The 22,131-nt window shown below is 59.0% G+C and carries 21 protein-coding genes; 8 read left to right on the plus strand and 13 right to left on the minus strand.

Annotation, left to right across the window (positions count from 1 at the left end):
- Position 1: 1 nt before the first annotated feature.
- The 11 genes from astD to acs form a co-directional block, all read right to left on the minus strand.
- Positions 2-1,468, minus strand: coding sequence for a succinylglutamate-semialdehyde dehydrogenase (gene astD / locus ALQ04_RS00710; RefSeq protein WP_183142074.1), 1,467 nt, complete (start codon positions 1,466-1,468; stop codon positions 2-4).
- The gene (gene astA, locus ALQ04_RS00715) at positions 1,465-2,490 is read right to left on the minus strand and encodes an arginine N-succinyltransferase (RefSeq protein WP_122313754.1); all 1,026 of its coding nucleotides are present in this window, start codon (positions 2,488-2,490) and stop codon (positions 1,465-1,467) included. Before astA ends, astD begins: the two co-directional genes overlap by 4 nt.
- A gap of 70 nt (positions 2,491-2,560) precedes the next feature.
- On the minus strand, positions 2,561-3,592 hold the full coding sequence (aruF, locus tag ALQ04_RS00720) for an arginine/ornithine succinyltransferase subunit alpha (protein ID WP_122313755.1): 1,032 nt from the start codon (positions 3,590-3,592) through the stop codon (positions 2,561-2,563).
- A 149-nt stretch (positions 3,593-3,741) separates the two neighbouring features.
- Positions 3,742-4,959 carry an aspartate aminotransferase family protein gene (locus ALQ04_RS00725; RefSeq protein WP_122313756.1) on the minus strand — a complete coding sequence of 406 codons (1,218 nt, stop codon included), beginning with the start codon at positions 4,957-4,959 and terminating at the stop codon, positions 3,742-3,744.
- 215 nt (positions 4,960-5,174) lie between these two features.
- Positions 5,175-6,167, minus strand: a complete 993-nt coding sequence (locus tag ALQ04_RS00735; protein WP_183142072.1) for a GlxA family transcriptional regulator — start codon at positions 6,165-6,167, stop codon at positions 5,175-5,177.
- Between the two features lie 132 nt (positions 6,168-6,299).
- A complete protein-coding gene (locus tag ALQ04_RS00740; protein ID WP_122313759.1) occupies positions 6,300-7,064 on the minus strand; it encodes an ABC transporter ATP-binding protein in 765 nt (254 codons plus the stop codon).
- A gap of 22 nt (positions 7,065-7,086) precedes the next feature.
- Complete coding sequence (locus tag ALQ04_RS00745; protein WP_122313760.1) at positions 7,087-8,199, minus strand: succinylglutamate desuccinylase/aspartoacylase family protein; 1,113 nt, start codon at positions 8,197-8,199, stop codon at positions 7,087-7,089.
- Between the two features lies 1 nt (position 8,200).
- Positions 8,201-8,899, minus strand: a complete 699-nt coding sequence (locus tag ALQ04_RS00750) for an ABC transporter permease (RefSeq protein ID WP_122313761.1) — start codon at positions 8,897-8,899, stop codon at positions 8,201-8,203.
- Positions 8,896-9,585, minus strand: a complete 690-nt coding sequence (locus tag ALQ04_RS00755) for an ABC transporter permease (RefSeq protein WP_122313762.1) — start codon at positions 9,583-9,585, stop codon at positions 8,896-8,898. The genes ALQ04_RS00750 and ALQ04_RS00755 overlap by 4 nt, the downstream gene beginning before the upstream one ends.
- An 88-nt stretch (positions 9,586-9,673) precedes the next feature.
- The gene (locus ALQ04_RS00760; protein WP_122313763.1) at positions 9,674-10,450 is read right to left on the minus strand and encodes an ABC transporter substrate-binding protein; all 777 of its coding nucleotides are present in this window, start codon (positions 10,448-10,450) and stop codon (positions 9,674-9,676) included.
- A gap of 639 nt (positions 10,451-11,089) precedes the next feature.
- Positions 11,090-13,045, minus strand: coding sequence for an acetate--CoA ligase (gene acs, locus ALQ04_RS00765; RefSeq protein ID WP_122313764.1), 1,956 nt, complete (start codon positions 13,043-13,045; stop codon positions 11,090-11,092).
- A 348-nt stretch (positions 13,046-13,393) separates the two neighbouring features.
- Here acs and ALQ04_RS00770 point away from each other — a divergent pair, with 348 nt between their 5' ends.
- The 6 genes from ALQ04_RS00770 to ALQ04_RS00795 all read left to right on the plus strand — a co-directional run bounded on the left by ALQ04_RS00770 (position 13,394) and on the right by ALQ04_RS00795 (position 18,261).
- Positions 13,394-13,660 (plus strand): DUF2790 domain-containing protein, encoded by a 267-nt coding sequence (locus ALQ04_RS00770; RefSeq protein ID WP_122313765.1) that lies wholly within the window; start codon positions 13,394-13,396, stop codon positions 13,658-13,660.
- A gap of 309 nt (positions 13,661-13,969) precedes the next feature.
- A complete protein-coding gene (gene phhA / locus ALQ04_RS00775; RefSeq protein WP_122313766.1) occupies positions 13,970-14,773 on the plus strand; it encodes a phenylalanine 4-monooxygenase in 804 nt (267 codons plus the stop codon).
- Positions 14,774-14,787: 14 nt separating this feature from the next.
- The gene (locus ALQ04_RS00780; protein ID WP_122313767.1) at positions 14,788-15,144 is read left to right on the plus strand and encodes a 4a-hydroxytetrahydrobiopterin dehydratase; all 357 of its coding nucleotides are present in this window, start codon (positions 14,788-14,790) and stop codon (positions 15,142-15,144) included.
- The gene (locus ALQ04_RS00785) at positions 15,144-16,340 is read left to right on the plus strand and encodes an amino acid aminotransferase (protein WP_122313768.1); all 1,197 of its coding nucleotides are present in this window, start codon (positions 15,144-15,146) and stop codon (positions 16,338-16,340) included. The genes ALQ04_RS00780 and ALQ04_RS00785 overlap by 1 nt, the downstream gene beginning before the upstream one ends.
- 376 nt (positions 16,341-16,716) lie before the next feature.
- Positions 16,717-16,896: a hypothetical protein gene (locus ALQ04_RS00790; protein WP_122313769.1), complete on the plus strand. Its 180-nt coding sequence runs from the start codon at positions 16,717-16,719 to the stop codon at positions 16,894-16,896.
- A gap of 153 nt (positions 16,897-17,049) precedes the next feature.
- Positions 17,050-18,261, plus strand: coding sequence for an MFS transporter (locus ALQ04_RS00795; protein ID WP_122313770.1), 1,212 nt, complete (start codon positions 17,050-17,052; stop codon positions 18,259-18,261).
- Between the two features lie 7 nt (positions 18,262-18,268).
- Here ALQ04_RS00795 and arfB read toward each other — a convergent pair whose 3' ends face one another.
- On the minus strand, positions 18,269-18,682 hold the full coding sequence (gene arfB / locus ALQ04_RS00800; protein WP_122313771.1) for an alternative ribosome rescue aminoacyl-tRNA hydrolase ArfB: 414 nt from the start codon (positions 18,680-18,682) through the stop codon (positions 18,269-18,271).
- A gap of 275 nt (positions 18,683-18,957) precedes the next feature.
- Between arfB and ALQ04_RS00805 the strand changes: the two genes are divergently transcribed.
- Positions 18,958-19,866: a LysR family transcriptional regulator gene (locus tag ALQ04_RS00805; RefSeq protein ID WP_221033377.1), complete on the plus strand. Its 909-nt coding sequence runs from the start codon at positions 18,958-18,960 to the stop codon at positions 19,864-19,866.
- A gap of 6 nt (positions 19,867-19,872) precedes the next feature.
- Here ALQ04_RS00805 and ALQ04_RS00810 read toward each other — a convergent pair whose 3' ends face one another.
- A complete protein-coding gene (locus tag ALQ04_RS00810) occupies positions 19,873-20,925 on the minus strand; it encodes an XdhC family protein (RefSeq protein WP_122313772.1) in 1,053 nt (350 codons plus the stop codon).
- Positions 20,926-21,223: 298 nt separating this feature from the next.
- Between ALQ04_RS00810 and ALQ04_RS00815 the strand changes: the two genes are divergently transcribed.
- The gene (locus tag ALQ04_RS00815) at positions 21,224-22,117 is read left to right on the plus strand and encodes a LysR family transcriptional regulator (protein WP_122313773.1); all 894 of its coding nucleotides are present in this window, start codon (positions 21,224-21,226) and stop codon (positions 22,115-22,117) included.
- Positions 22,118-22,131: the final 14 nt, after the last annotated feature.

The following is a 22,131-nucleotide window of genomic DNA, read 5'->3' on the forward strand; positions in this document are numbered from 1 at the left end:
ATCAAAGCGTAATGCCGGGCGTCAGGGCTGTCGGCAAGGTCAGGGCTCCAGCCTCCAGCGACGCGACCGGGTAGGCGCAATAATCGGCGGCGTAATAGGCGCTGGCCCGATGATTGCCCGAAGCGCCGACACCACCGAACGGTGCGCTGCTCGCTGCGCCAGTCAATTGCTTGTTCCAGTTGACGATCCCGGCCCGGCTTTGCAGCCAGAACTGCTGGTAACGCGCCTCGGAATCCGACAGCAAACCTGCCGCCAAACCATATTGCGTGTCGTTGGCTTCAGCTATCGCAGCGTCGAAATCGGCGTAGCGAACCACCTGCAGCAAAGGCCCGAACAGTTCTTCATCCGGCCGCTCGCCGACCGCGCTGACATCGAGAATGCCGGGAGTCAGCAAGGCAGCGCGGGACTGCGGTTGAGTCATTGCCAGCAACGGCACTGCGCCATTGGCCAGCAGATGCCGCTGAGCGTCCAGCAAGGCTTCGGCAGCCGCAAGGGAAATCACCGAGCCTATGAACGGCGCCGGCTGCTGGTCGAAGGCTCCGACTTGAATAGTGGCAGTCACAGCCACCAGCCGGGCCAGGAAAGCATCGCCCCAGGCACCTTGCGGCACCAGCAGCCGCCGGGCACAGGTGCAGCGCTGGCCGGCAGAGATAAAGGCCGACTGGATCACGGTGTACACCGCAGCATCGACATCCTGGACCTGATCGACCAACAGCGGGTTATTACCGCCCATTTCCAGCGCCAGGATCTTGTCCGGGCGACCGGCGAACTGTTGATGCAAGGCATGCCCGGTCCGGCTGGAGCCGGTAAAGAACAGGCCATCGATTCCCGGATTGGCTGCCAGAGCGATGCCGGTCTCGCGGCCGCCTTGCAGCAGGTTGATGACACCGCTCGGCAAACCGGCTTCGATCCAGCACTTGACCGTCAGCTCGGCGACTTTCGGGGTCAGTTCACTGGGTTTGAACAACACCGTATTGCCAGCCAGCAAGGCGGGCACGATATGCCCATTAGGCAAATGGCCAGGAAAATTATAAGGCCCGAACACCGCCACCACGCCATGCGGCTTGTGCCGCAACACCGCCGTTGCATCGCCCAGCGGACCACTCTTTTCGCCAGTCCGCTCGCGGTAGCTCTGCACCGAGATAGCAATCTTGTTGACCATGCTGGTCACTTCGGTGGCCGACTCCCAGAGCGGCTTGCCGGTTTCCTCACCAATGCAACGAGACAGCTCGTCAGCATGGTCCTTGAGGCTGGCAGCAAAGGCCTCCAGCACAGTAATCCGCTCATCCAGCGAACGCATGGCCCAGCCGGCGAAAGCCTGCCGCGCCGCTTGCACGGCAGTCTCGACCTGGGCAGCCGTTGCGCCCTGACCGGACCAGATGACCTGCTGGCTCACCGGATTCAATGAATCGAATGCTTCACCCTGCCCGGCCTGCCAGGAACCTGCGATATACAGCGAGTTCATCAGACACCCTCCCGCACCGCCGACAAAGGCACCGCACGCACATTGTCGCCCGCGCTCATGCGCAAGCGCCGGGCAGTTGCCGGATCGACCACCAGGGTTCCGGCCGCCATGCGCGCCTGTCCGACAGTGATCCGGCCGTCTTCACGCTTGCGGTTGAAGATGAGGAATTTCGGCGCATCATCGCCTGGTGTACCAATCGCCAGTACCAGCGCCTGGCTGTCGCGCACGGCACGAATCTTTTGCGTTTCACATTCGATGGCCGGGCCGGCATCGAAGATGTCGACATAGCCCTGATAGTTGAAACCTTCGCTCTTGAGCATCGTCAGCGCAGGTTCGGTATCGGCGTGAACACGGCCGATGACACTGCGCGCATCTTCCGAAAGGAAACAGGTGTAGAGCGGAAACTTGGGCATCAGCTCGGCGATGAACGCCTTGTTGCCAACGCCGGTCAGGTAATCGGCCTGGCTGAATTCCATCTTGAAGAAGTGCCGACCCAGGCTTTCCCAGAATGGCGAACGGCCCTTGTCGTCCGACATGCCACGCATTTCGGCGATGATCTTGTTGCCGAACAATTGCGGAAACTCGGCGATGAACAACATCCGCGCCTTGGACAGCAGGCGACCATTGAGGCCGGTACGCGAATCGCTGTGCAGGAACAGCGAGCACAACTCGGAGTTACCGGTCAGGTCGTTGGCCAGGAACAGGGTCGGAATCTCGCGATAGATATTCAGTTCCTGAGAGGCACTGACCGTCAGCCCGACCCGGTAGTTGTACCAGGGCTCACGCAACCCCACGGCACCTGCGATGGCAGAAATACCGATCACTCGTCCGTCATCGTCTTCGAGCACGAACAGGTAATCGGCATCGGCACGCTCGGCTTCGCCACGAAAGGACTTTTCCGCCCAGCCAACCCGATGCCCAAGGCGCTGCTCATTGGCCGGCAATGTCGTCAGGCCTGCGCCGGTGCTGCGCGCCAGCTCGATCAGCGCTGGCAGGTCACTGCTGCGTACGGGACGAACGATCATGTTATCTCCTCGACCGGGCTCTTCTGGAGCCCGAAAAACTGGCTAATCCGCTGTGTTCGGACGATCAGGATCAGACGGCGACCAGCCGCACGCTGGCGCCTTCACCGACCCCCAGCGCCTCGGCGGCATTCAGGCTCAGCACCACCGGGCGGCCAGGCGCCCAGTCCAGATCCAGCAACACCGCGCGGTAATCCTGCAGCAGGCCGTTGGTCACCAGATACAGGCGTCCGCCCTTGCCGCCATCATCGCTGGCGCCGCTGTCGACCTTGACCGGCACCAGACGGCTCTGGGCAATCGAACGAATCCCCGATACCCGCGCATGCAGGGTCGGGCCACCGTCGAAAATATCGATGTAATGATCGGTCTCGAAGCCTTCGCGCATCAGGATGTCGAAAGTGATCTGGGCGCGAGGATGCACCTGGCCCATGGCTTCCTGAGCGGCGTCGGTCAGGAGCGGGACATAGATTGGATAATGCGGCATCAACTCGGCCAGGAAGGTCCGGCTTTTCAGCCCGCACAAGCGCTCGGCCTCGGCATAGTTGAGGTCGAAGAAGTTACGCCCGATGGCGTCCCAGAACGGCGAATCGCCATTCTCGTCGCTGTAGCCCACGATCTCGGTCACCACCGAATCGGCGAAACGCTCGGGATGGCTGGCGACAAACAGCAGGCGGCCACGCGAGTTGAGTTCCGACCAGGCTGTGCCCACCAGTTCGGGAATCACATAGAAACTGGTCAGCAGGCTGTTACCGGTCAGATCGTGGCACTGCGACAGGACGTGGATCTTGTTATGGATCTTCAGTTCGCGGGAAGCATGCACGAAGGTTTCGTTGCGAAAGCTGTAGAACGGCTCGGAATAACCGGCAGAAGCAACGATGCCGGAACATCCCACCAACTGGCCGCTATCGCTGTCTTCCAGGACAAAGAAGTAGGTTTCCTCGCCATTGAAACTGACTTCAGCCGCGAACGAGGCTTCCGAAGCACCGATCTTGTCGCCCAGACGACCCGCATCGTCAGGCAAGGACGTAACACCAATCGGACTGTCGGCAGCGAGGCGCTGGACCTCTGCCAGATCAGCCATTTGCGCGGGGCGCATCACCAGCATGGTGCCACTCCTTACCAGATAACAGGCCGGCAACACCGGCACTAAAAAGAGCGCCGCGCAGCCTGAAAACCGCCCGGCACAGGAAAAATGTCCGACGCCCGCCATGGGGCGAACGCCGGAAGGTACAACGTTGAATCAGTGTGCGACGGTCAGGACGTGAGCTTGGCGATGGCGCGCTCGAAGCGGGCCAGGCCCTCTTCGATATCGGCGTCTTCGATCACCAGGCTTGGCGCGAAACGAACCACGTCAGGACCGGCTTGCAGAATCATCAGGTCCTGGGCTTCGGCAGCGTTGAAGATATCCTTGGCCTTGCCTTTCCAGGCATCGGACAGCACGCAACCGATCAACAGACCCAGACCGCGCACTTCTGTGAAGACGCCGTACTGTTGACCGATCTGCTCCAGGCGAGCCTTGAACTGCTGATGCTTGTTCTCGACACCCTGCAACACTTCAGGTGTGTTGACGACATCGATCACCGCTTCGCCCACTGCACAGGCCAGCGGGTTGCCGCCATAGGTGGTGCCGTGAACGCCGACCGCAAAGTGCCTGGCCAGTTTCTCGGTGGTCAGCATTGCCGCCAGCGGGAAACCGCCGCCAATGCTCTTGGCGCTGGAAAGAATGTCCGGGATCACGCCGTAATGCATGTAGGCAAACAGGTGACCGCTACGGCCCATGCCGCTCTGCACTTCATCGAAGATCAGCAGCGCGTTGTGCTCGTCGCACAGTTGACGTGCGCCTTGCAGATATTCCAGCTCGGCCGGCAAGACACCGCCCTCGCCCTGGATCGGCTCCAGCACCACGGCGCAGGTCTTGTCGGTCACTGCAGCTTTCAGTGCTTCCAGATCGTTGTACGGCACATGACTGATGCCGGTGATCTTCGGCCCGAAGCCATCGGAGTACTTCGGCTGGCCACCGACGCTGACAGTAAACAGGGTGCGACCATGGAAGCTGTTCAAGGCGGCAATGATTTCGTACTTTTCCGGGCCATGCAGGTCATGAGCAACCCGACGCGCCAGCTTGAAAGCAGCTTCGTTGGCTTCGGCGCCGGAGTTGCAGAAGAACACACGCTCGGCGAAGGTCGCATCCACAAGCTTGCGAGCCAGACGCAAGGTCGGCTCGTTGGTGAAGACGTTGGAGACATGCCACAGATTGTTGGCCTGCTCGGTCAATGCACCGACCAGCGCCGGATGGCAATGGCCCAATACGTTGACGGCAATCCCGCCAGAGAAATCCACCAGTTCGCGTCCCGCCTGATCCCATACCCGGGAGCCCGCGCCACGCACGGGAATGAACCCGGCAGGTGCGTAGTTGGGGACCATCACCTGGTCGAAATCGGCGCGTTGCACCGCAGCTTGCTCAACGGACATCGGAGTCTCCTGAAGAGGAACGCCTGCCTGATACGGGCAAGCGATGGGAAGATTGTAAGGACTGATTTCTGTTCGGCCTTGTCGCCAGGCGACAACTTGTTACAGCGCAAAACCGCTTTCTCTGGCCGCTTTCGGCAATGCGACATATTTCATCACAAAGGCGCAGTTTAACCCCAATGTCTTTCGCGGATAAATCCGCGCCCACACAGTGGCACTTACCCGCGCTCGGCCGGGACCGAAGACAACTCGAAAGGACTGTTGCTGCGCCGCTGGTTACGGTCTTCACGCGGCGTCGCGCCGAAGAAGTTGCGGTAGGCGCTGGAGAAGTGCGGGCCGGAAGAGAAGCCACAGGACAGCCCGATCTGGATGATCGACTTGCTGGTCTGCATCAGCATCTGCCGCGCCTTGTTCAGACGCAGCTCCAGGTAATACTGGCTCGGCACCCGATTGAGGTACTGCTTGAAGATCCGCTCCAGTTGGCGGCGCGACACGCAAACATGCTGGGCGATTTCATCGGTGGTCAGCGGTTCTTCGATATTGGCTTCCATCAGCAGGACCGCCTGGGTCAGCTTTGGATGGCTGGAGCCCAGGCGATTCTGCAGCGGAATGCGCTGACGCTCACCGCCTTCACGAATGCGTTCGACCACCAGTTCTTCGGAAACTGCACCGGCCAGTTCCGCGCCATGGTCACGGGACAGCACGGCCAGCAGCAGATCCAGTACCGACATGCCGCCACAGGCGGTCAGCCGGTCACGGTCCCAGTCGAACAGATGACTGGTCGCAATCACCTTCGGGAAACGCTCGCTGAAATCATCCTGCCAGCGCCAGTGCACCGCCGCCCGATAGCCATCGAGCAAGCCAAGCTGGGCCAACGGATAGACACCGGCAGACAGGCCACCGATCACACAACCGGCGCGCACCACTTGCTTGAGGGCACTGGCCAGCGCCGCCGACATCGGGGCAGGCGGCTCGTCGGCAAGCAGGAACAGCTTCTGGAAGCCGTCGATCCGCCCCGTCCACGGCTCGCCCGGCAATTGCCATGCACCAGCGGCAACAGGCTCGCCTGCAGCTTCGGCCTGAAGGAATGACAACTCATAGACCACTTCAGGGTGAACACTCTGGGCAACGCGCAAGGCTTCCTCGGCCAACGCCAGGGTCAGGGCTTTGGTGCCGGGCCAGACAAGGAAACCTATTCGATGGGCAGTCATTGGGACATCCGATACGTATCGCCGCAAGGGTCGAACCTCAACGGGCTCGATCTGGAGTGGCCAGGTCATGTTGCGTGCTGCGCAGCATGCCCTGTTCTGCCGTAAAAGGCATCGCCAAAGCGACGCCGTCGATTACTTGAGACTGCCCGAGAGAAACTGTTGCAGGCGCTCGGTCTGTGGATTGCTCAACACTTCACGCGGATCACCCCGCTCCAGCACCACGCCTTGATGCAGGAAGATCAACTGGTTCGACACCTCACGAGCAAAGCCCATTTCGTGAGTGACCACCACCATGGTCCGGCCTTCCTGCGCCAGCCCCTGCATGACCTTGAGCACATCGCCGACCAGTTCCGGATCCAGCGCGGAAGTCGGTTCATCGAACAGCATGACCTCCGGCTCCATCGCCAGGGCGCGGGCTATCGCCACTCGCTGCTGCTCGCCACCGGACATATGACCCGGATAGGCATCCTTGCGATGCGCAACGCCGACTTTTGCCAGGTAATACTCGGCCTTTTCCAGCGCTTCCTTTTTCGGTACGCCGAGCACATGCACTGGCGCTTCGATGATGTTCTGCAGGGCTGTCATGTGCGCCCACAGATTGAAATGCTGAAACACCATCGACAAGCGCGAGCGCATGCGCTGCAACTGCCTGGGGTCGGCAGCCTTCAGGCCGCCTTCCTTGTTCGGCACCAGCTTGAGCTCTTCATTGTTGAGCAGGATCCTGCCGGCATGGGGTTGCTCAAGCAGGTTGATGCAACGCAGAAAAGTGCTTTTACCCGAACCACTGGAACCAATGATGCTGATGACATCGCCTGCCCTGGCTGTCAGAGAAACTCCCTTGATTACTTCATGACTGCCATAACGCTTGTGCAGGTCCTGGACTTCAAGTTTGTTCATGCTTTCAATTCTCACAAGACAGTCAGTCACTGAGCAGGCGCCCCTGGCGCAGCGCAGTACGCCCCGCCACTTTGGCCAGCCAGAAACCTGGTTGAGCATAGCGAAGCCGCTCGATGGCGAATAACACACCGGCAGTATTCGCACAGATGGTGCTGACCCGATCGGACAGCGGGTCGATGACCTCGAACAACGGATCGCCGACTTCGACCCGGCTTCCCACCTCGCGCAGGAAACTCACCACGCCAGGATGAGGCGCGTATAGAAGCTCGGTGCCCTCGAACGGCATGCCTTCGCAGGCTTCACGAACCGGTTGCGGCCAGTCGCCACTGATAAAGCCCTGCTCGGCCAGAAACGCCAGAATACCTTCGGCATGGGTTTCGGCCTCAGCCCTGCCGGTATCGGCCTGGCCACCCAGTTCAATGGTCGTGGCCAGACAGGCCAGGGGAATCTGCGCATCGGCAAAGATTCGCGACAGACGCAGCCACGGCAGCGAACAGGCCTCATCGAAGGAGCTGCCACCGGAGTCCTCGGCCAGCAGCGCCACCTTGATATCCAGATGCGCAGACAGCGAACGCCATTGCGGCCAATGCTGCGGCAAGGCGTACATGTGCAGGGCGGCATCGGCATCGCAATGCAGATCGAGCACCACATCGGCAGTGCAGGCATGGCCGAGCAACAGGCGCTGCATACCCTGCAATTCGCTTTGCGCAGCCGGCAAACGCTCCAGCGCCGCGCTCATGGCCTGACGAATCAGTTGAATATTGGCCCGCGGATCATCGCCCAGCTGGCCTTCCAGCATCTCGGCGACCGGCTCGCTCAATTCGGTGAAGTCGCGATTGAAATTCTTGCCGCTGCCGAACTCGAAACGCCCTTGATGCGCGCCTTGCAGCAGTTGCCCAAGGCCCAGCGGATTGGCTACGGGAACCAGCTCGATGACGCCCTTGAGAGCACCCTGCTCTTCAAGCTGAGCCAGGCGCTTTTTCAGCTCCCATGCCGTGCGCATGCCCGGCAACTCGTCAGCGTGCAGGCTGGCCTGGATATAGGCCTTGCGCTCACCGCTACCGAAACGAAAGACACTCAGTTGACGCTCGGTGCCGAGGCTGCCCCACGGCAATACATGATCGATTCTTTGCATGTCAGACCTTGCGCGGGGCCAGATAACCCAGCCAGCGACGTTCAGCAAGCTTGAACAGTCGCACCAGAATGAATGTCAGGCACAGATAGAAAACGCCTGCGGTTATGTACGCCTCGAAAGGCAGGTAGAACTGGGCATTGACCGTGCGCGCCGCACCGGTGATGTCGATCAGGGTCACGATGGAAGCCAGACTGGTGGTCTGCAGCATCATGATCACTTCATTGCTGTACTGCGGCAGCGCCCGGCGCAGTGCCGAAGGCAACAGGATGCGGCGATACATCTTGATCGGCGACATGCCCATGGCCCTGGCCGCCTCGATCTCGCCAGCGGGTGTGGCCTTGAGACTGCCGGCAATGATCTCGGCAGTGTAGGCGCTGGTATTGATGGCAAAAGCCAGGCAGGCGCAGAAGCTGGCACTGGACAGCATCGGCCACAGGAAACTCTCGCGCACCGCCTCGAACTGGGCCAGCCCGTAATAGATCAGGAACAACTGCACCAGCATGGGTGTGCCGCGAATCACGTAGGTGTACAACCAGGCCGGCAGGTTGACCCAGCGACGTTTGGAGACACGCATCAACCCCAGCGGCAAGGCCGCAAGCAGGCCGAACGACAGGGAAATGCCCAGCAGCTTCAGGGTCACCAGCAGACCGCCAAAGTACAGCGGCAGGCTTTCCCACACGACGTTGTAGTCGAAGATCATAGCTCGGCCGCCCTTACGCCCACGGAGTAGCGTTTTTCCAGATAACGCAAGGCGAGCAGCGAGACACTGGTAATGACCAGGTACATCGCAGCGACCGCCAGGAAAAAGGTGAAAGGCTCGCGGGTGGCATCTGCCGCCTGCTTGGCCTTGAACATCATGTCTTGCAGGCCCACCACGGAAATCAACGCGGTTGCCTTGGTCAGGACCAGCCAGTTATTGGTAAAGCCGGGAATCGCCAGACGGATCATCTGCGGAACCAGAATCCGGAAAAACACCTTGAGGCGACTCATGCCATAGGCCATGCCCGCTTCGGCCTGCCCCTTGGGAATGGCCATGAAGGCACCACGAAAGGTTTCTGACAGATAGGCACCGAAAATGAACCCCAGAGTACCGATACCGGCCATCAGGGGGTTGAGGTCGATATAGTCATCGAAGCCCAGCAGCGGAGCGACGCGATTGAGCAGATCCTGGCCACCATAGAAGATCAGCAGGATCAGCACCAGATCGGGAATGCCGCGAATCACGGTGCAATAAAGATCACCCAGCCACGCAAGCCAACGTACAGGCGACAGGCGCAGTGCCACGCCAATCAGACCGAGGACGATTGCCAGGGCCATCGACGAGAGGGCCAACTGCAAGGTCAGCCAGGCACCTTCGAGGATTACAGCCCCGTAGCCTTTCAACATGTTGTACGGTCCTCGAACCGGGGTATAAAAAATGGCGCAATCCAGGCTGCCCTGCTTGCGCCATCTCGTTCAGTGGTGTTGCGACAACTTACTTGCCGTAGATATCGAAATCGAAGTACTTGTCCTGGATTGCCTTGTACTTGCCGTTGGCACGAATCGCGGCAATCGCAGCGTTGATTCGCTCCAGATTGGCCTTGTCGCCCTTGCGCACGGCGATGCCGATGCCTTCACCGAAGTATTTCGGATCGGTGAACGAAGGCCCGGTGAAAGCATAGCCCTTGCCTGCGTCGGTCTTCAGGAAACCGTCCTGCAGCAGGGTGGCGTCGGCGACGGTGCCGTCCAGACGACCTGCTGTGATATCCAGGTAGATTTCGTTCTGCGAACCGTAAGGCGTGACTTCTGCACCCAGGGGAGCCAGAGCTTCGCGGGCAAAGCGCTCGTGGATCGAGCCACGTTGCACACCGATTTTCTTGCCCTTGAGTTCAGCGAGGTTTTCGCCGACCACGGTACCTTCCTTCATCACCAGACGAGCCGGGGAATTGTAGTACTTGCCGGTGAAATCAACGGACTTCCTGCGGTCGTCGGTAATCGACATCGAGGACAGGATGGCGTCGATCTTGCGTACCTTGAGTGCCGGGATCAGGCCGTCGAATTCCTGCTCGACCCAGGTGCACTTGACCTTCATCTCTTCACACAGGGCATTACCGATGTCGTAGTCAAAACCTACGATGCTGCCATCAGGTGCCTTGGAAGCGAACGGAGGGTAAGCGGCTTCGATACCGATCTTGAGCGGTTTTTCATCGGCGAAAACCGGCTGGGCCAGCACAGACAACGCCAGCGCGCCAAGAAGCATGAGCTTTTTCATTTACAGGACTCCATCGATGAAACACGACAAATGGCAAAGTGAGCGAGAGCCCAAGATGCGAAAGAACAATCCGGAGAGAGCGACGCCAGGCAACTGATACCGAAATTCCGGTCAGACGACCTCTGACAAGTGAAGGGCATTTTAGCGACAGGTACGAAGTCGATATTTCTTCAATGCGACAACTAGTTACAGATGCACCGAGAAACCCTCAAAACCCCATTGACAGACAGAAAACTTCATGATTCTGAAAATCAGAAAAAGCAGTTAATGCAGCAAAAAGCGCGCCCATTATTGGCAAAGCCTTCTAATACGGCAAGTCCAGCATTGTAAACACGGACGAAGCGCTGAGAAACGCACCACATTCCTACAAAAAATCATCATGACGTCCTACAAAGAAGCAGGCTCGATAACCCATGGGTGAACGGGTAACACTTCGATATATATCCTTTTTGCGGCGGCCCGCCGTAAAGACGGAGCCGGTAGTCGCACTACCGGATAATCTGGATATGCCCAACTGCACGCGCCTGTTCCTTGTTGATCCCTGCCGCTTTCGCGAATGAATTCGCTCCTGCTGGCCCAAAACCAGAAACGCCCCGTCCGGCGTTGACCGGACGGGGCGTTTCTCATCGCATCAAGGAATCAGGCAGCGCTCATCGTCTTGTGGGTATCGACCAGATGCTGAACCACACCCGGATCTGCCAGCGTCGAAATATCGCCCAACGAATCGTATTCGCCCGTCGCAATCTTGCGCAGAATACGACGCATGATCTTGCCCGAACGAGTTTTCGGCAGCCCTGGCGCCCACTGAATGAAATCAGGCGAAGCGATCGGACCAATCTCCTTGCGCACCCAGTTGCGCAACTCGATACGCAAGGCTTCGTCCGGCACCTCACCCGCATTCAAAGTGACATAGACATAAATGCCCTGCCCCTTCAGATCATGCGGCACACCCACCACAGCAGCCTCGGCGACTTTCGGGTGCGCAACCATCGCACTCTCGATCTCGGCTGTACCCATACGGTGGCCTGAAACGTTGAGCACATCGTCCACACGTCCGGTAATCCAGTAGTAACCGTCCTCATCGCGACGAGCCCCGTCACCGGTGAAATACATGCCACGGAAAGTCTTGAAGTAGGTATCGACGAAACGGTCATGGTCGCCATACAGCGAACGGGACTGGCCCGGCCAGGAATCCAGAATCACCAGATTGCCTTCCGCCGCACCTTCGATCAGGTTACCCAGGTTATCCACCAGCGCCGGGATCACACCAAAGAACGGACGGGTCGCCGAGCCGGGTTTCAGGGCCGTTGCACCAGGCAGCGGGCTGATCAGGATGCCACCAGTTTCGGTCTGCCACCAGGTATCGACAATCGGGCAGTTTTTCTTGCCCACTGTGTCGTAGTACCAGCCCCAGGCCTCAGGGTTGATCGGCTCACCGACCGAACCCAGCAGACGCAGGCTCGAACCGTCGGCGCCTTCCACCGACTTGGTACCTTCGGCCATCATGGCGCGAATCGCGGTCGGGGCGGTGTAGAGAATATTGACCTTGTGCTTGTCGACGATCTTCGACACACGAGTGATGTCCGGATAGTTCGGCACACCCTCGAACAGCAACGTGGTCGCGCCATTGGCCAGCGGGCCGTAGACGATATAGCTGTGACCCGTGACCCAGCCCACATCCGCCGTACACCAGTAGACTTCGCCCGGCTTGTAGTCGAACACGCGCTCATGGGTCAACGCGGCATACAGCAAGTAGCCGGCAGTGGTGTGCAACACGCCCTTGGGTTTGCCGGTCGAGCCGGAGGTATAAAGGATGAACAGCGACTCTTCGGCGCCCATTTCTTTCGGCGCGCAGGTGCTCGATGCCACTTCCAGCAGAGCGTGATACCAGATGTCGCGGTGACGGTTCCACTCGATCTCGCCGCCGGTGCGCTTGCAAACGATGACCTTCTGCACGCTGCTGGTTTCAGGGTTGGTCAACGCCCGGTCGACGTTGGCCTTGAGTGCAGTCTTCTTGCCGCCGCGCAGACCTTCGTCGGCAGTGATCACCACTTTGGAGCTGCAGTCGATAATCCGGCCAGCCAGAGCCTCAGGCGAGAAACCGCCGAACACCACCGAGTGAATCGCACCGATCCGGGCGCACGCCAGCATGGCGACCACAGCCTCAGGGATCATGGGCATATAAATAGTGACGACATCGCCGCGGTGTACATCCTGGCCGCGCAAGGCGTTGGCGAACTTGCAGACTTCGGCATGCAACTCGCGGTAGGTAATTTCACGATGTTCGGAAGGATCGTCGCCTTCCCAGATGATTGCGATGCTGTCGCCGCGCTCTTCCAGATGGCGATCCAGGCAGTTGTAGGCAACGTTCAGGGTGCCGTCGGCAAACCATTTGATATCGACACGGTGATCGTCGAAAGAGGTCTGTTTGACGTGGGTAAAGGGTTTGATCCAATCGAGGCGCTGCGCCTGCTCGCGCCAGAAACCATCCGGGTTGACTACCGACTGCTGGTACATGGCCTTGTAGGTCGCCTCATCGGTCAGCGTATTGGCTGCGACTTCGGGGCGCACGGGGTACAGAGAAGCTGCACTCATCTTGGATACCTCGGTGGAATAGTTGTTGTTTTATGACTCTGTTGTATCCCGCCACATCCCGTGGGGCCATTCGACGATGGTCTTACCGCCTGCCCCCGTGATCCCCCGGCGCGCCAGGCAGACAACCCGAAGCAGAAAGTTCATTGTCGATTATTACCGTTTCGATAAAAGCCATTATCAAAACACTTCCTGTATAACGCCCTGCAAGAGGCATAGAATCAGCTCCGCCAACAAGGCAACCAACTAACAGCCCCCACGCTGGTTTATCGAACACAACTCAATGCTCGCCCGCACATCACCTCAAAAGGCCGATGTGTCCCCGCTCGAATTCAAGAAGGTAATTAGCACATGAACGTTTCAATGCTGGTTCTGGCACTTTGCGGCTTCAGTACTCTGGCCATGGCCGAAGAATCGCAGACAAAAACAGCAGCGCAGCCCGTACCGGTGGAGCAATACAGCTACGACACGCATCCCGACATTGCCCGGGTTCTGTCTGTAAGCAAGACGCCAGACGTCTGCAGGGTCGTCCCGGCACGCATGCGCTATGAGGACTCGCAGGGACAACAGCACATCATGAGTTACCTGGTCATGGGCAACGGCTGCAATAACGGCTGAACAACTTTCCATGCACCGACTGTACGTCGGAGTTATTTCAACACTGACGTACAGCCTGAACTTTCAGCCCACACCCATAATATTAAATCTTGCATCCCGAACATTTAATCAGTCCATGAAAAATCAATAACCGAATACTTTCATGCCCAGCAAAAATCGCCATCGATATCCACATTGCATGGCAAATCCGGCCGGCCTGAAAAATGCCTGGCCTACCCTAAACCGAAAGAAATAGTCCAATAACTGTACGCCAAGACGCGCCCGATCAGGCTACCCTGTAAAAAAACAATAACTCCCCAGGGAGGTAGCATGAGCCAGACGCAATACGTGGCCCGTGAACCCGATGCCACAGGCTTCATCGATTATCAGCCTGCCGAACACGCAGTCTGGAACACGCTGATCACCCGTCAGATAGAGGTGATTCAAGACCGTGCCTGCCAGGAATATCTGGACGGCATCGAACAGTTGAACCTGCCCCACGACCGTATCCCGCAACTGGGCGAAATCAACAAGGTACTGGGCGCGACCACCGGCTGGCAGGTGGAGCGGGTTCCGGCGCTGATTCCGTTCCAGACCTTCTTCGAGCTACTGGCCAGCAAGCGCTTTCCGGTGGCCACCTTCATTCGCAGCGCAGAAGAACTCGACTACCTGCAAGAGCCGGATATCTTCCATGAAATCTTCGGCCACTGCCCGTTGCTGACCAATCCATGGTTTGCCGAATTCACCCATACCTACGGCAAGCTGGGCCTGAGCGCGAGCAAGGAACAGCGGGTCTATCTGGCGCGCCTGTACTGGATGACCATCGAGTTCGGCCTGGTGGATACTGCGCAAGGACGCAGGATATACGGCGGCGGTATTCTCTCTTCGCCCAAAGAAGCGGTGTACAGCCTGTCACCGGCACCGGAACATCAGCTTTTCGATCCACTTGAAGCGATGCGCACGCCCTATCGCATCGATATCCTGCAACCCGTCTATTTCGTGTTGCCCAGCCTCAAGCGCCTGTTCGATCTCGCCCATGAAGACATCATGAGCCTGGTCAGTCAGGCCACGCAGCTGGGTCTGCATCCCCCTAAATTCGAGCCACGGCCGCCTACCCGAAACCACGCGGCCTGAACAGGAGTCCTGGCATGTCATCTCTCAATCAAGCCCATTGCGAAGCCTGTCGCGCTGACGCCCCGCAGGTCAGCGAAGCCGAACTGGCCGATCTGATCAAACAGATCCCGGACTGGAACATTGAAGTACGCGACAACGTGATGCAACTGGAGAAAGTCTTTCTCTTCAAGAATTTCAGATTCGCCCTGGCGTTTACCAATGCCGTCGGCGCCATTGCCGAGGCCGAAGGTCATCATCCGGGGCTGCTGACCGAATGGGGCAAGGTGACCGTGACCTGGTGGAGCCACTCGATCAAGGGCCTGCATCGCAATGACTTCATCATGGCCGCGCGCACCGACCAGGTAGCCCTGGACGCCGAGGGCCGCAAGTGATGCATTTCAAGGAGATTCAGCGGGTCCCGGATGATCCGATCCTCGGCCTGATCGCGGCCTATGCCAGTGACAGCAACCCGGACAAGTTCGACCTTGGCGTGGGCGTCTACAAGGATGCCCAGGGCCTGACCACCATCCCGCGTGCCGTCAAGCTGGCCGAGCAACAACTGATCGAGCAGCAACTGACCAAGACCTACATCGGTGGGCATGGCGATGCGCGTTTCGGTGCCTTGCTGAGCGAGCTGGTCCTGGGCAGCGACTCGCCCGTGCTCAAAGCCGGACTGGCCGGCACCACCCAGACACCGGGCGGAACCGGAGCCTTGCGCCTGACTGCCGACTTCATTGCCGAATGCCTGCCGGGCAAGGGCATCTGGCTCAGCGATCCGACCTGGCCGATCCACGAAAGCATCTTCAACAAGGTTGGCCTCAAGGTCAGTCACTACCCTTACGTGGGTAGCGACAATCGCCTGAACGTCGAAGCCATGCTGCATACTCTGGCGCAGATTCCCGAAGGCGATGTGGTACTGCTGCATGCCTGCTGCCACAACCCGACCGGTTTCGACCTGAGCCATGACGACTGGCGTCAGGTGCTGGAAATCGTGCGCAGCCGCCACCTGCTGCCGCTGATCGATTTTGCCTACCAGGGCTTCGGTGACGGTCTTGAACAGGACGCCTGGGCCGTGCGCCTGTTTGCTGCCGAGCTGCCGGAATTGCTCATCACCAGTTCCTGCTCGAAAAACTTCGGCCTGTACCGCGAACGCACCGGCGGGCTGATCGTCTGTGCGGACAACCCGGAAAAACTGCAGGATGTACGCAGCCAGCTCTCGGGCATCGCTCGCAACCTGTGGTCCAACCCTCCAGATCATGGCGCAGCGGTGGTCGCGCAGATTCTGGGTGATCCCGAACTGAAAAACCTGTGGGCCGAAGAGGTCGAAGAGATGCGCCAGCGTATCGCGCAACTTCGTAGCGGCCTGGTCGAAGCCCTGAAGCCATTGGGGTTGGGCGAGCGTTTTGCGCACATCGCCATGCAGCGCGGAATGTTTTCCTATACCGGGCTCAATAACGGACAGGTCGCACGCCTGCGCCACGAACACAGCGTTTATATGGTCAACGCCGGACGAGCCAATATTGCCGGTATCGATGCAACGCGCCTCGCGCAACTGGCCCAGGCAATTGCAGCCGTGTGCAAGGAATGAAGGCCTTTGGCAGGACACTGAAAAGCCGTTTTTGTTTCACTCACTGACCAGCGGATCGAAAAAATATCCGGATTGTCATTTTCAGTGCTGTATCCTGCAGAAGCTTTTTAAAGCACGGTTCAATCTGCAAACCCTTGTGAGGCGACGACGATGCATGAAATCCCAAACTTCCCCTTCCCAAGTCAACAGGAACCAAAGCAGTCTCCCCTGGCTCAACAGGAGCTTGGTCAAACTGCCGCAATGAAAGCAGCATCCTCGGCTGAAACCAGCCAGAAAGCCCGACGCAAAGACTGAAGGCGATTGTTTTCAGGCGTATCGAAAACCGGTTTGACCGCTTTTCAATACGCCTGAAAAACCAACCACGAAAAGCAGATTCATGACCGATTTCACCGAACACCAGGCCAAGGCCCTGATTGGCGCTGCGGAAAAGATGATCAATATCTGGGAACGTCTGAGCCCGGAAAAACAGAGCGCCCTGCTCGCCCGTTTCGGTACCCAGGAAAATGCCCTGGCGGCCTTGATCACTACCCAGCTCGTGGCTTCAAGCAACGAGTAAGTCTCTGCCCTGCGCTTTAATTTCGTTTTATTCGCCTGTATCCGCCGCTGCATCGTTATCATGGCCACTTCGAGAGCTTGCTAAGGGTTTTGCCTGCGCCGGTTTCGTACGCCCTGCTCTCGCCCATCCGTCGCCAGAATGGACCGCTACCTAATGCCCCAGATACAAAACGCCGCCCAGCAACCGCCTTTGATGGTGACGTTGCAGGTCGTGTCTATCGTGCTTTTCACCTTTATCGGCTACCTGAACATCGGTATCCCGCTCGCCGTACTGCCAGGCTATGTGCATACCGATCTGGGCTTTGGCGCAGTAGCCGCCGGGCTGGTGATCAGCGTGCAATATCTGGCGACGCTGGTCAGCCGGCCATGGGCGGGTCGCATCATCGATAACCTGGGCAGCAAGAAAGCAGTGCAATACGGCCTGACCGGATGCGGGCTCAGCGGGGTCTTCATGTTGCTGCCCCTCGCCATGCCCGGCTGGCCGGTGGCAAGTCTGGTCAGCCTGTTCCTTGGCCGCATTCTATTGGGCAGCGCGGAAAGTCTTGTGGGCTCCGGCTCGATTGGCTGGGGCATCGGCCGGGTTGGCGCACATAACACCGCCAAGGTGATTTCCTGGAATGGCATCGCCAGCTATGGCGCGCTGGCAATCGGCGCGCCTCTGGGCGTGTGGCTGGTCAAGTCGCTTGGGCTGTGGACCATGGGAGTCAGCATCATGCTGCTGTCCACACTCGGGCTGCTGCTGACCCTGAAGAAACAGGCTGCGCCTATCGTGCATGGCGAACGCCTGCCCTTCAGTCATGTGCTGAAACTGGTTTTCCCCCATGGCATGGGCCTGGCGCTGGGTGCCATCGGCTTCGGCACCATCGCGACATTCATCACCCTGTATTACGCCAGTAACAACTGGGCCAATGCGGTCTGGGCCCTGAGCCTGTTCGGCGCCTGCTTCATCATTGCGCGGCTGCTGTTCGGCAACCTCATCAATCGCCTGGGCGGATTCCGCGTGGCGATTGCCTGCCTGTCAGTAGAGAGCCTGGGGCTGTTGCTGCTGTGGATCGCACCGACTCCCGACCTTGCCCTGGCCGGAGCTGCCTTGAGCGGCTTTGGTTTCTCGCTGGTTTTCCCGGCACTGGGCGTCGAAGCGGTGAATCTGGTCCCGGCTGCCAGTCGCGGTGCGGCGGTGGGCGCCTATTCATTGTTCGTCGACCTGTCGCTGGGCATCACCGGCCCGTTGGCAGGCGCGATTGCGGCCGGGTTCGGTTTTGTCTCGATCTTTCTGTTCGCCGCGCTGGCATCCCTGAGCGGGCTGGCCCTGAGTGTCTATCTGTATAAACAGGCGCAGGTATTACGGGAACAGAAGAGCCCGTGAAGGCCGGTCAGTAATCCACCTTGCCGCGCCCGGCCTTGATCGAGCCACGCTTGCTCTTGGACTCCAGACGACGGGTCCTGGAACCCAGCGTCGGCTTGGTCGGGCGCCGCTTCTTTTCAACCTTGGCAGAGTTGACGATCAGTTCGCTCAAGCGCAACAACGCATCGGCACGATTCTGTTCCTGGGTGCGGTACTGCTGCGCCTTGATCACAATCACGCCATCGCCGGTAATGCGGCTGTCACGCAACGCCAGCAACCGCTCCTTGTAGAACGGCGGCAATGACGAAGCGTTGATATCGAAACGCAAATGCACCGCACTGGAAACCTTGTTGACGTTCTGTCCACCCGCGCCTTGCGCGCGAATGGCGGTCAACTCGATTTCGGTGTCCGGTAGATGGACGTTGTTGGAGATGATTAACATTGAGTTCTCAGGGCAATTGCAGAGAGCATCTTACTCGCGATTAAAAAATCACTTAACCCCTCTCTTCCAAGGCGGCTGCCGGCAACATTGATCACGCTCGATACGCAAAGGCCAGCCACTGATCAATCCGGTTCATGACCTTATGCAACCAGACAGCTTATTCAGGTTGAGGGCGGCCTTTACCATGCAGGCTTTTCTGGATCCCGAGCAATCGATGTATGCTGCCGGGGCCGGGCGACATGTCAGCGGATGACTCATAAACAAGAGAGACACAGATGATCAGGGATTTCGCGCTGCGCGACTATTTCAGCGGCCTGCTGGCCTTCATGGCCGTCGCCCGGGAGCGCAGCTTCACCCGTGGCGCGGCACAGCTGGGCCTGTCGCAATCTGCGGTCAGCCATGCCGTTCGCGGCCTGGAAACCTCACTGGGCGTCCGGCTGCTGGCACGCAATACCCGCAGCGTGACCCCGACCGAAGCCGGTGAGCGACTGCTGAAAAACATCACTCCGCAGTTCGAGGAGATCGACGCAGAACTGTCCTCGCTCCAGGACCTGCGCGACTCGCCCACCGGCACGATACGCATCACGGCCTCCAACCATGCCATTCGTGGCGTGCTTTCGCCGAAACTGAAGAAGTTTCTACCCAGGTACCCCGGGATCAAGGTTGAGCTGTTCTCCGAAAACCAGATCGTCGACATCGCCGCGCAACGCTATGACGCCGGCGTTCGCCTGGGTGAACAGCTCGATCAGGACATGATTGCGGTGCGCATCAGTCCCGATGTCCGCTTTACCGTAGTGGGCACCAAGACTTACTTCGCCAAATACCCAATACCTCAAACTCCCGGCGACCTGATCAGTCACAACTGCATCAATATTCGCTTCTCCACCCATGGCGGCCTGTGGCCCTGGGAATTCGAGCGCGATGGCAACCAGCTCAACGTGCGGGTTGATGGCCAGCTTATCTACAACAATATCTACGAAGTACTCGATGCCGCGATTGCCGGCCTTGGCCTGGCGTATGTCCCTGAAGACCTGGCCAATGCCTATATTCGCTCCGGGCACTTCATTCAGTGCCTGCAAGACTGGTGTCCGCTGTGGTCAGGGTTTCATCTGTACTACCCGAGCCGCAGACAGCCTTCAGGCGCAATGTCGCTGCTGATTGCCGCGCTGCGTCACGAGGAGTAGCACGGTTCAGGAAGAAACCGCGCCAACAGGGTACGCAACGGATTCGTCATCCGGCACTTCCTGGCGCTGTTTGGCGATGGCGACCGAATACTCACGGGGCAGCGGAACGTTGTTCTTGGCGGCAAGAATTTCGGCCATGACGCTGACCGCAATTTCTGCGGGAGTCTTGCTGCCGATATAGACGCCGATGGGGCCGCGCAGGCGCTGCAAGGATGCTTCTGTCTCGCCGAAATGGGTTATCAGCCGTTCCCGGCGACTCTGGTTGTTGCGCCGCGAGCCGATGGCTCCGATATAGAACGCCTGGCTTTTCAGGGCTTCCAGCAGCGCAAGATCGTCCAGTTTGGGGTCGTGGCTCAGCGCGACAATGCAGGTACGCAGATCAGGCCTCAAAGCCGCCACCACATCGTCGGGCATGCCGCTGCTCTTCTCCACACCCGCGACCGCCCAGGTGTCCATGTACTCGATGCGCGGATCGCACACGGTCACCTTGAATCCATTGAACAGTGCCATGGTGGAAACATACTCGGCCAGGGCTCCGGCGCCGATCAGCAGCATGCGATAGCCGGGGCCCAGAGTGTTGACCAGGCAATCGCCGTCGAACCTGAGTTCTTCGGGGATCGGTGTCGTCTCCAGGCTTGCGTGACCATCGGCCAGGTTCACACTGCGCCGCACCAGAGAACCTTGCTCAAGGCTGGCAACCAGTTGCTGCAGGGTTTGCAGCACCGGGTTGAACTCCAGGACCAGTTCCAGAGTGCCGCCACACGGCAGCCCGAAACGGTGGGCTTCATCAGCGCTGACACCATAGCGCACCACCTCGGGCGGCATCTGCGGAATGCTGCCGGCACCGTAGGCCGTGGTGTAGCGATGGATCAGATCATCCTCGATGCACCCGCCCGAGACGCTGCCCACCGCCCGGCCATCGTCCCGCAGGACCATCATCGAGCCTACCGGCCGTGGCGATGAACCCCAGGTTCGTACCACCGTCGCAAGCAGGATCTGCCGACCACCGGCAAGCCAGTCACAGGCAGTGCGCAGCACCAGCGCATCAATGCTCTCCATGATCAACGTCCTGTCTGTTCACGATGCAATGAAAAGCCTGGGCCATGGGTTTGCTCACGGGGGGTCGGGAGTGCAAGGAAATACACAAGGAAGAATAGAAGCGGAATCAATGCTCTGCCCTTTTCGGGACATCCTTCATTAAAGAGCCCGAATGGCTGCAGGGAAAGACCGTAATGACGAATATAGTCATGAGCCATATCGATCAATCGCAGCGCACACCGCCAATCGGCTTCAGGCTTGCTGCGGCAGTGTTTGGCTCTTGATACAGTTGCCCCCCGCCCATGCAGAGAGTCGATGAATGCCCAAGGAAAACTACAGCGACCTGCTCGCACTGATTGCCGTAGCGCGAGAGCGCAGTTTTACCCGGGCAGCGTCTCAACTGGGCATCTCGCAATCCATGCTCAGCCACACCATTCAGGGCCTGGAGGCACGTCTGGGCGTGCGCCTCCTGACTCGTACCACGCGCAGTGTTTCCGTGACCGAAGCCGGTGAGCGCCTGCTGCAAACCGTCGAACCGCGGCTCAAGGCCATCGAGGCCGAGCTGATCGCCGTCGCCGAATTCAAGGATACACCTGCGGGCAATATCCGCATCACGGCCACCGACCATGTCATCGACACACTGCTCTGGCCGAAGCTGGCGCAGATTCTGCCCAAATATCCGCAAATCAGCGTGGAAATGGTCATCGACTACGGCCTGACCGATATCGTCGCCGAAAACTTCGATTTCGGCATTCGCCTGGGCGACGGGCTGGCGAAGGAAACCGAAGCGGTGCGTATCGCTCCCGACATGCGTCTGGTGATCGTCGGTGCGCCCTCGTATCTGGAATCCCGCACGATGCCCGACAAGCCTCAGGATCTTACCGAGCATGAATGCATCAACATGCGCTTGCCGACCCGCGGCGGTTTATATGCCTGGGAACTGAAAAAAGACAATCGCCAAGTCAACGTGCGGGTAAAAGGCAAACTGATTTTCAACGGCATCAACCAGATCCTCAATGCCGCCGTGTCCGGCTTTGGCCTGGCCTATGTTCCCGAGGACATGGCGCAACCGCATTTCGATGACGGCAGCCTGATCCCGGTGCTGGAAAGCTGGTGGATGAGCTTTCCGGGCCTGCATCTCTACTATTCCAGCAAACGCGAAAAATCGCGGGCGATGCAGACCCTCATCGATGAACTGAGGTACGAAGAGTAGTCAGCGAGGTACGC

Source organism: Pseudomonas cichorii, from assembly GCF_003700275.1.
Lineage (GTDB): Bacteria > Pseudomonadota > Gammaproteobacteria > Pseudomonadales > Pseudomonadaceae > Aquipseudomonas > Aquipseudomonas cichorii_B.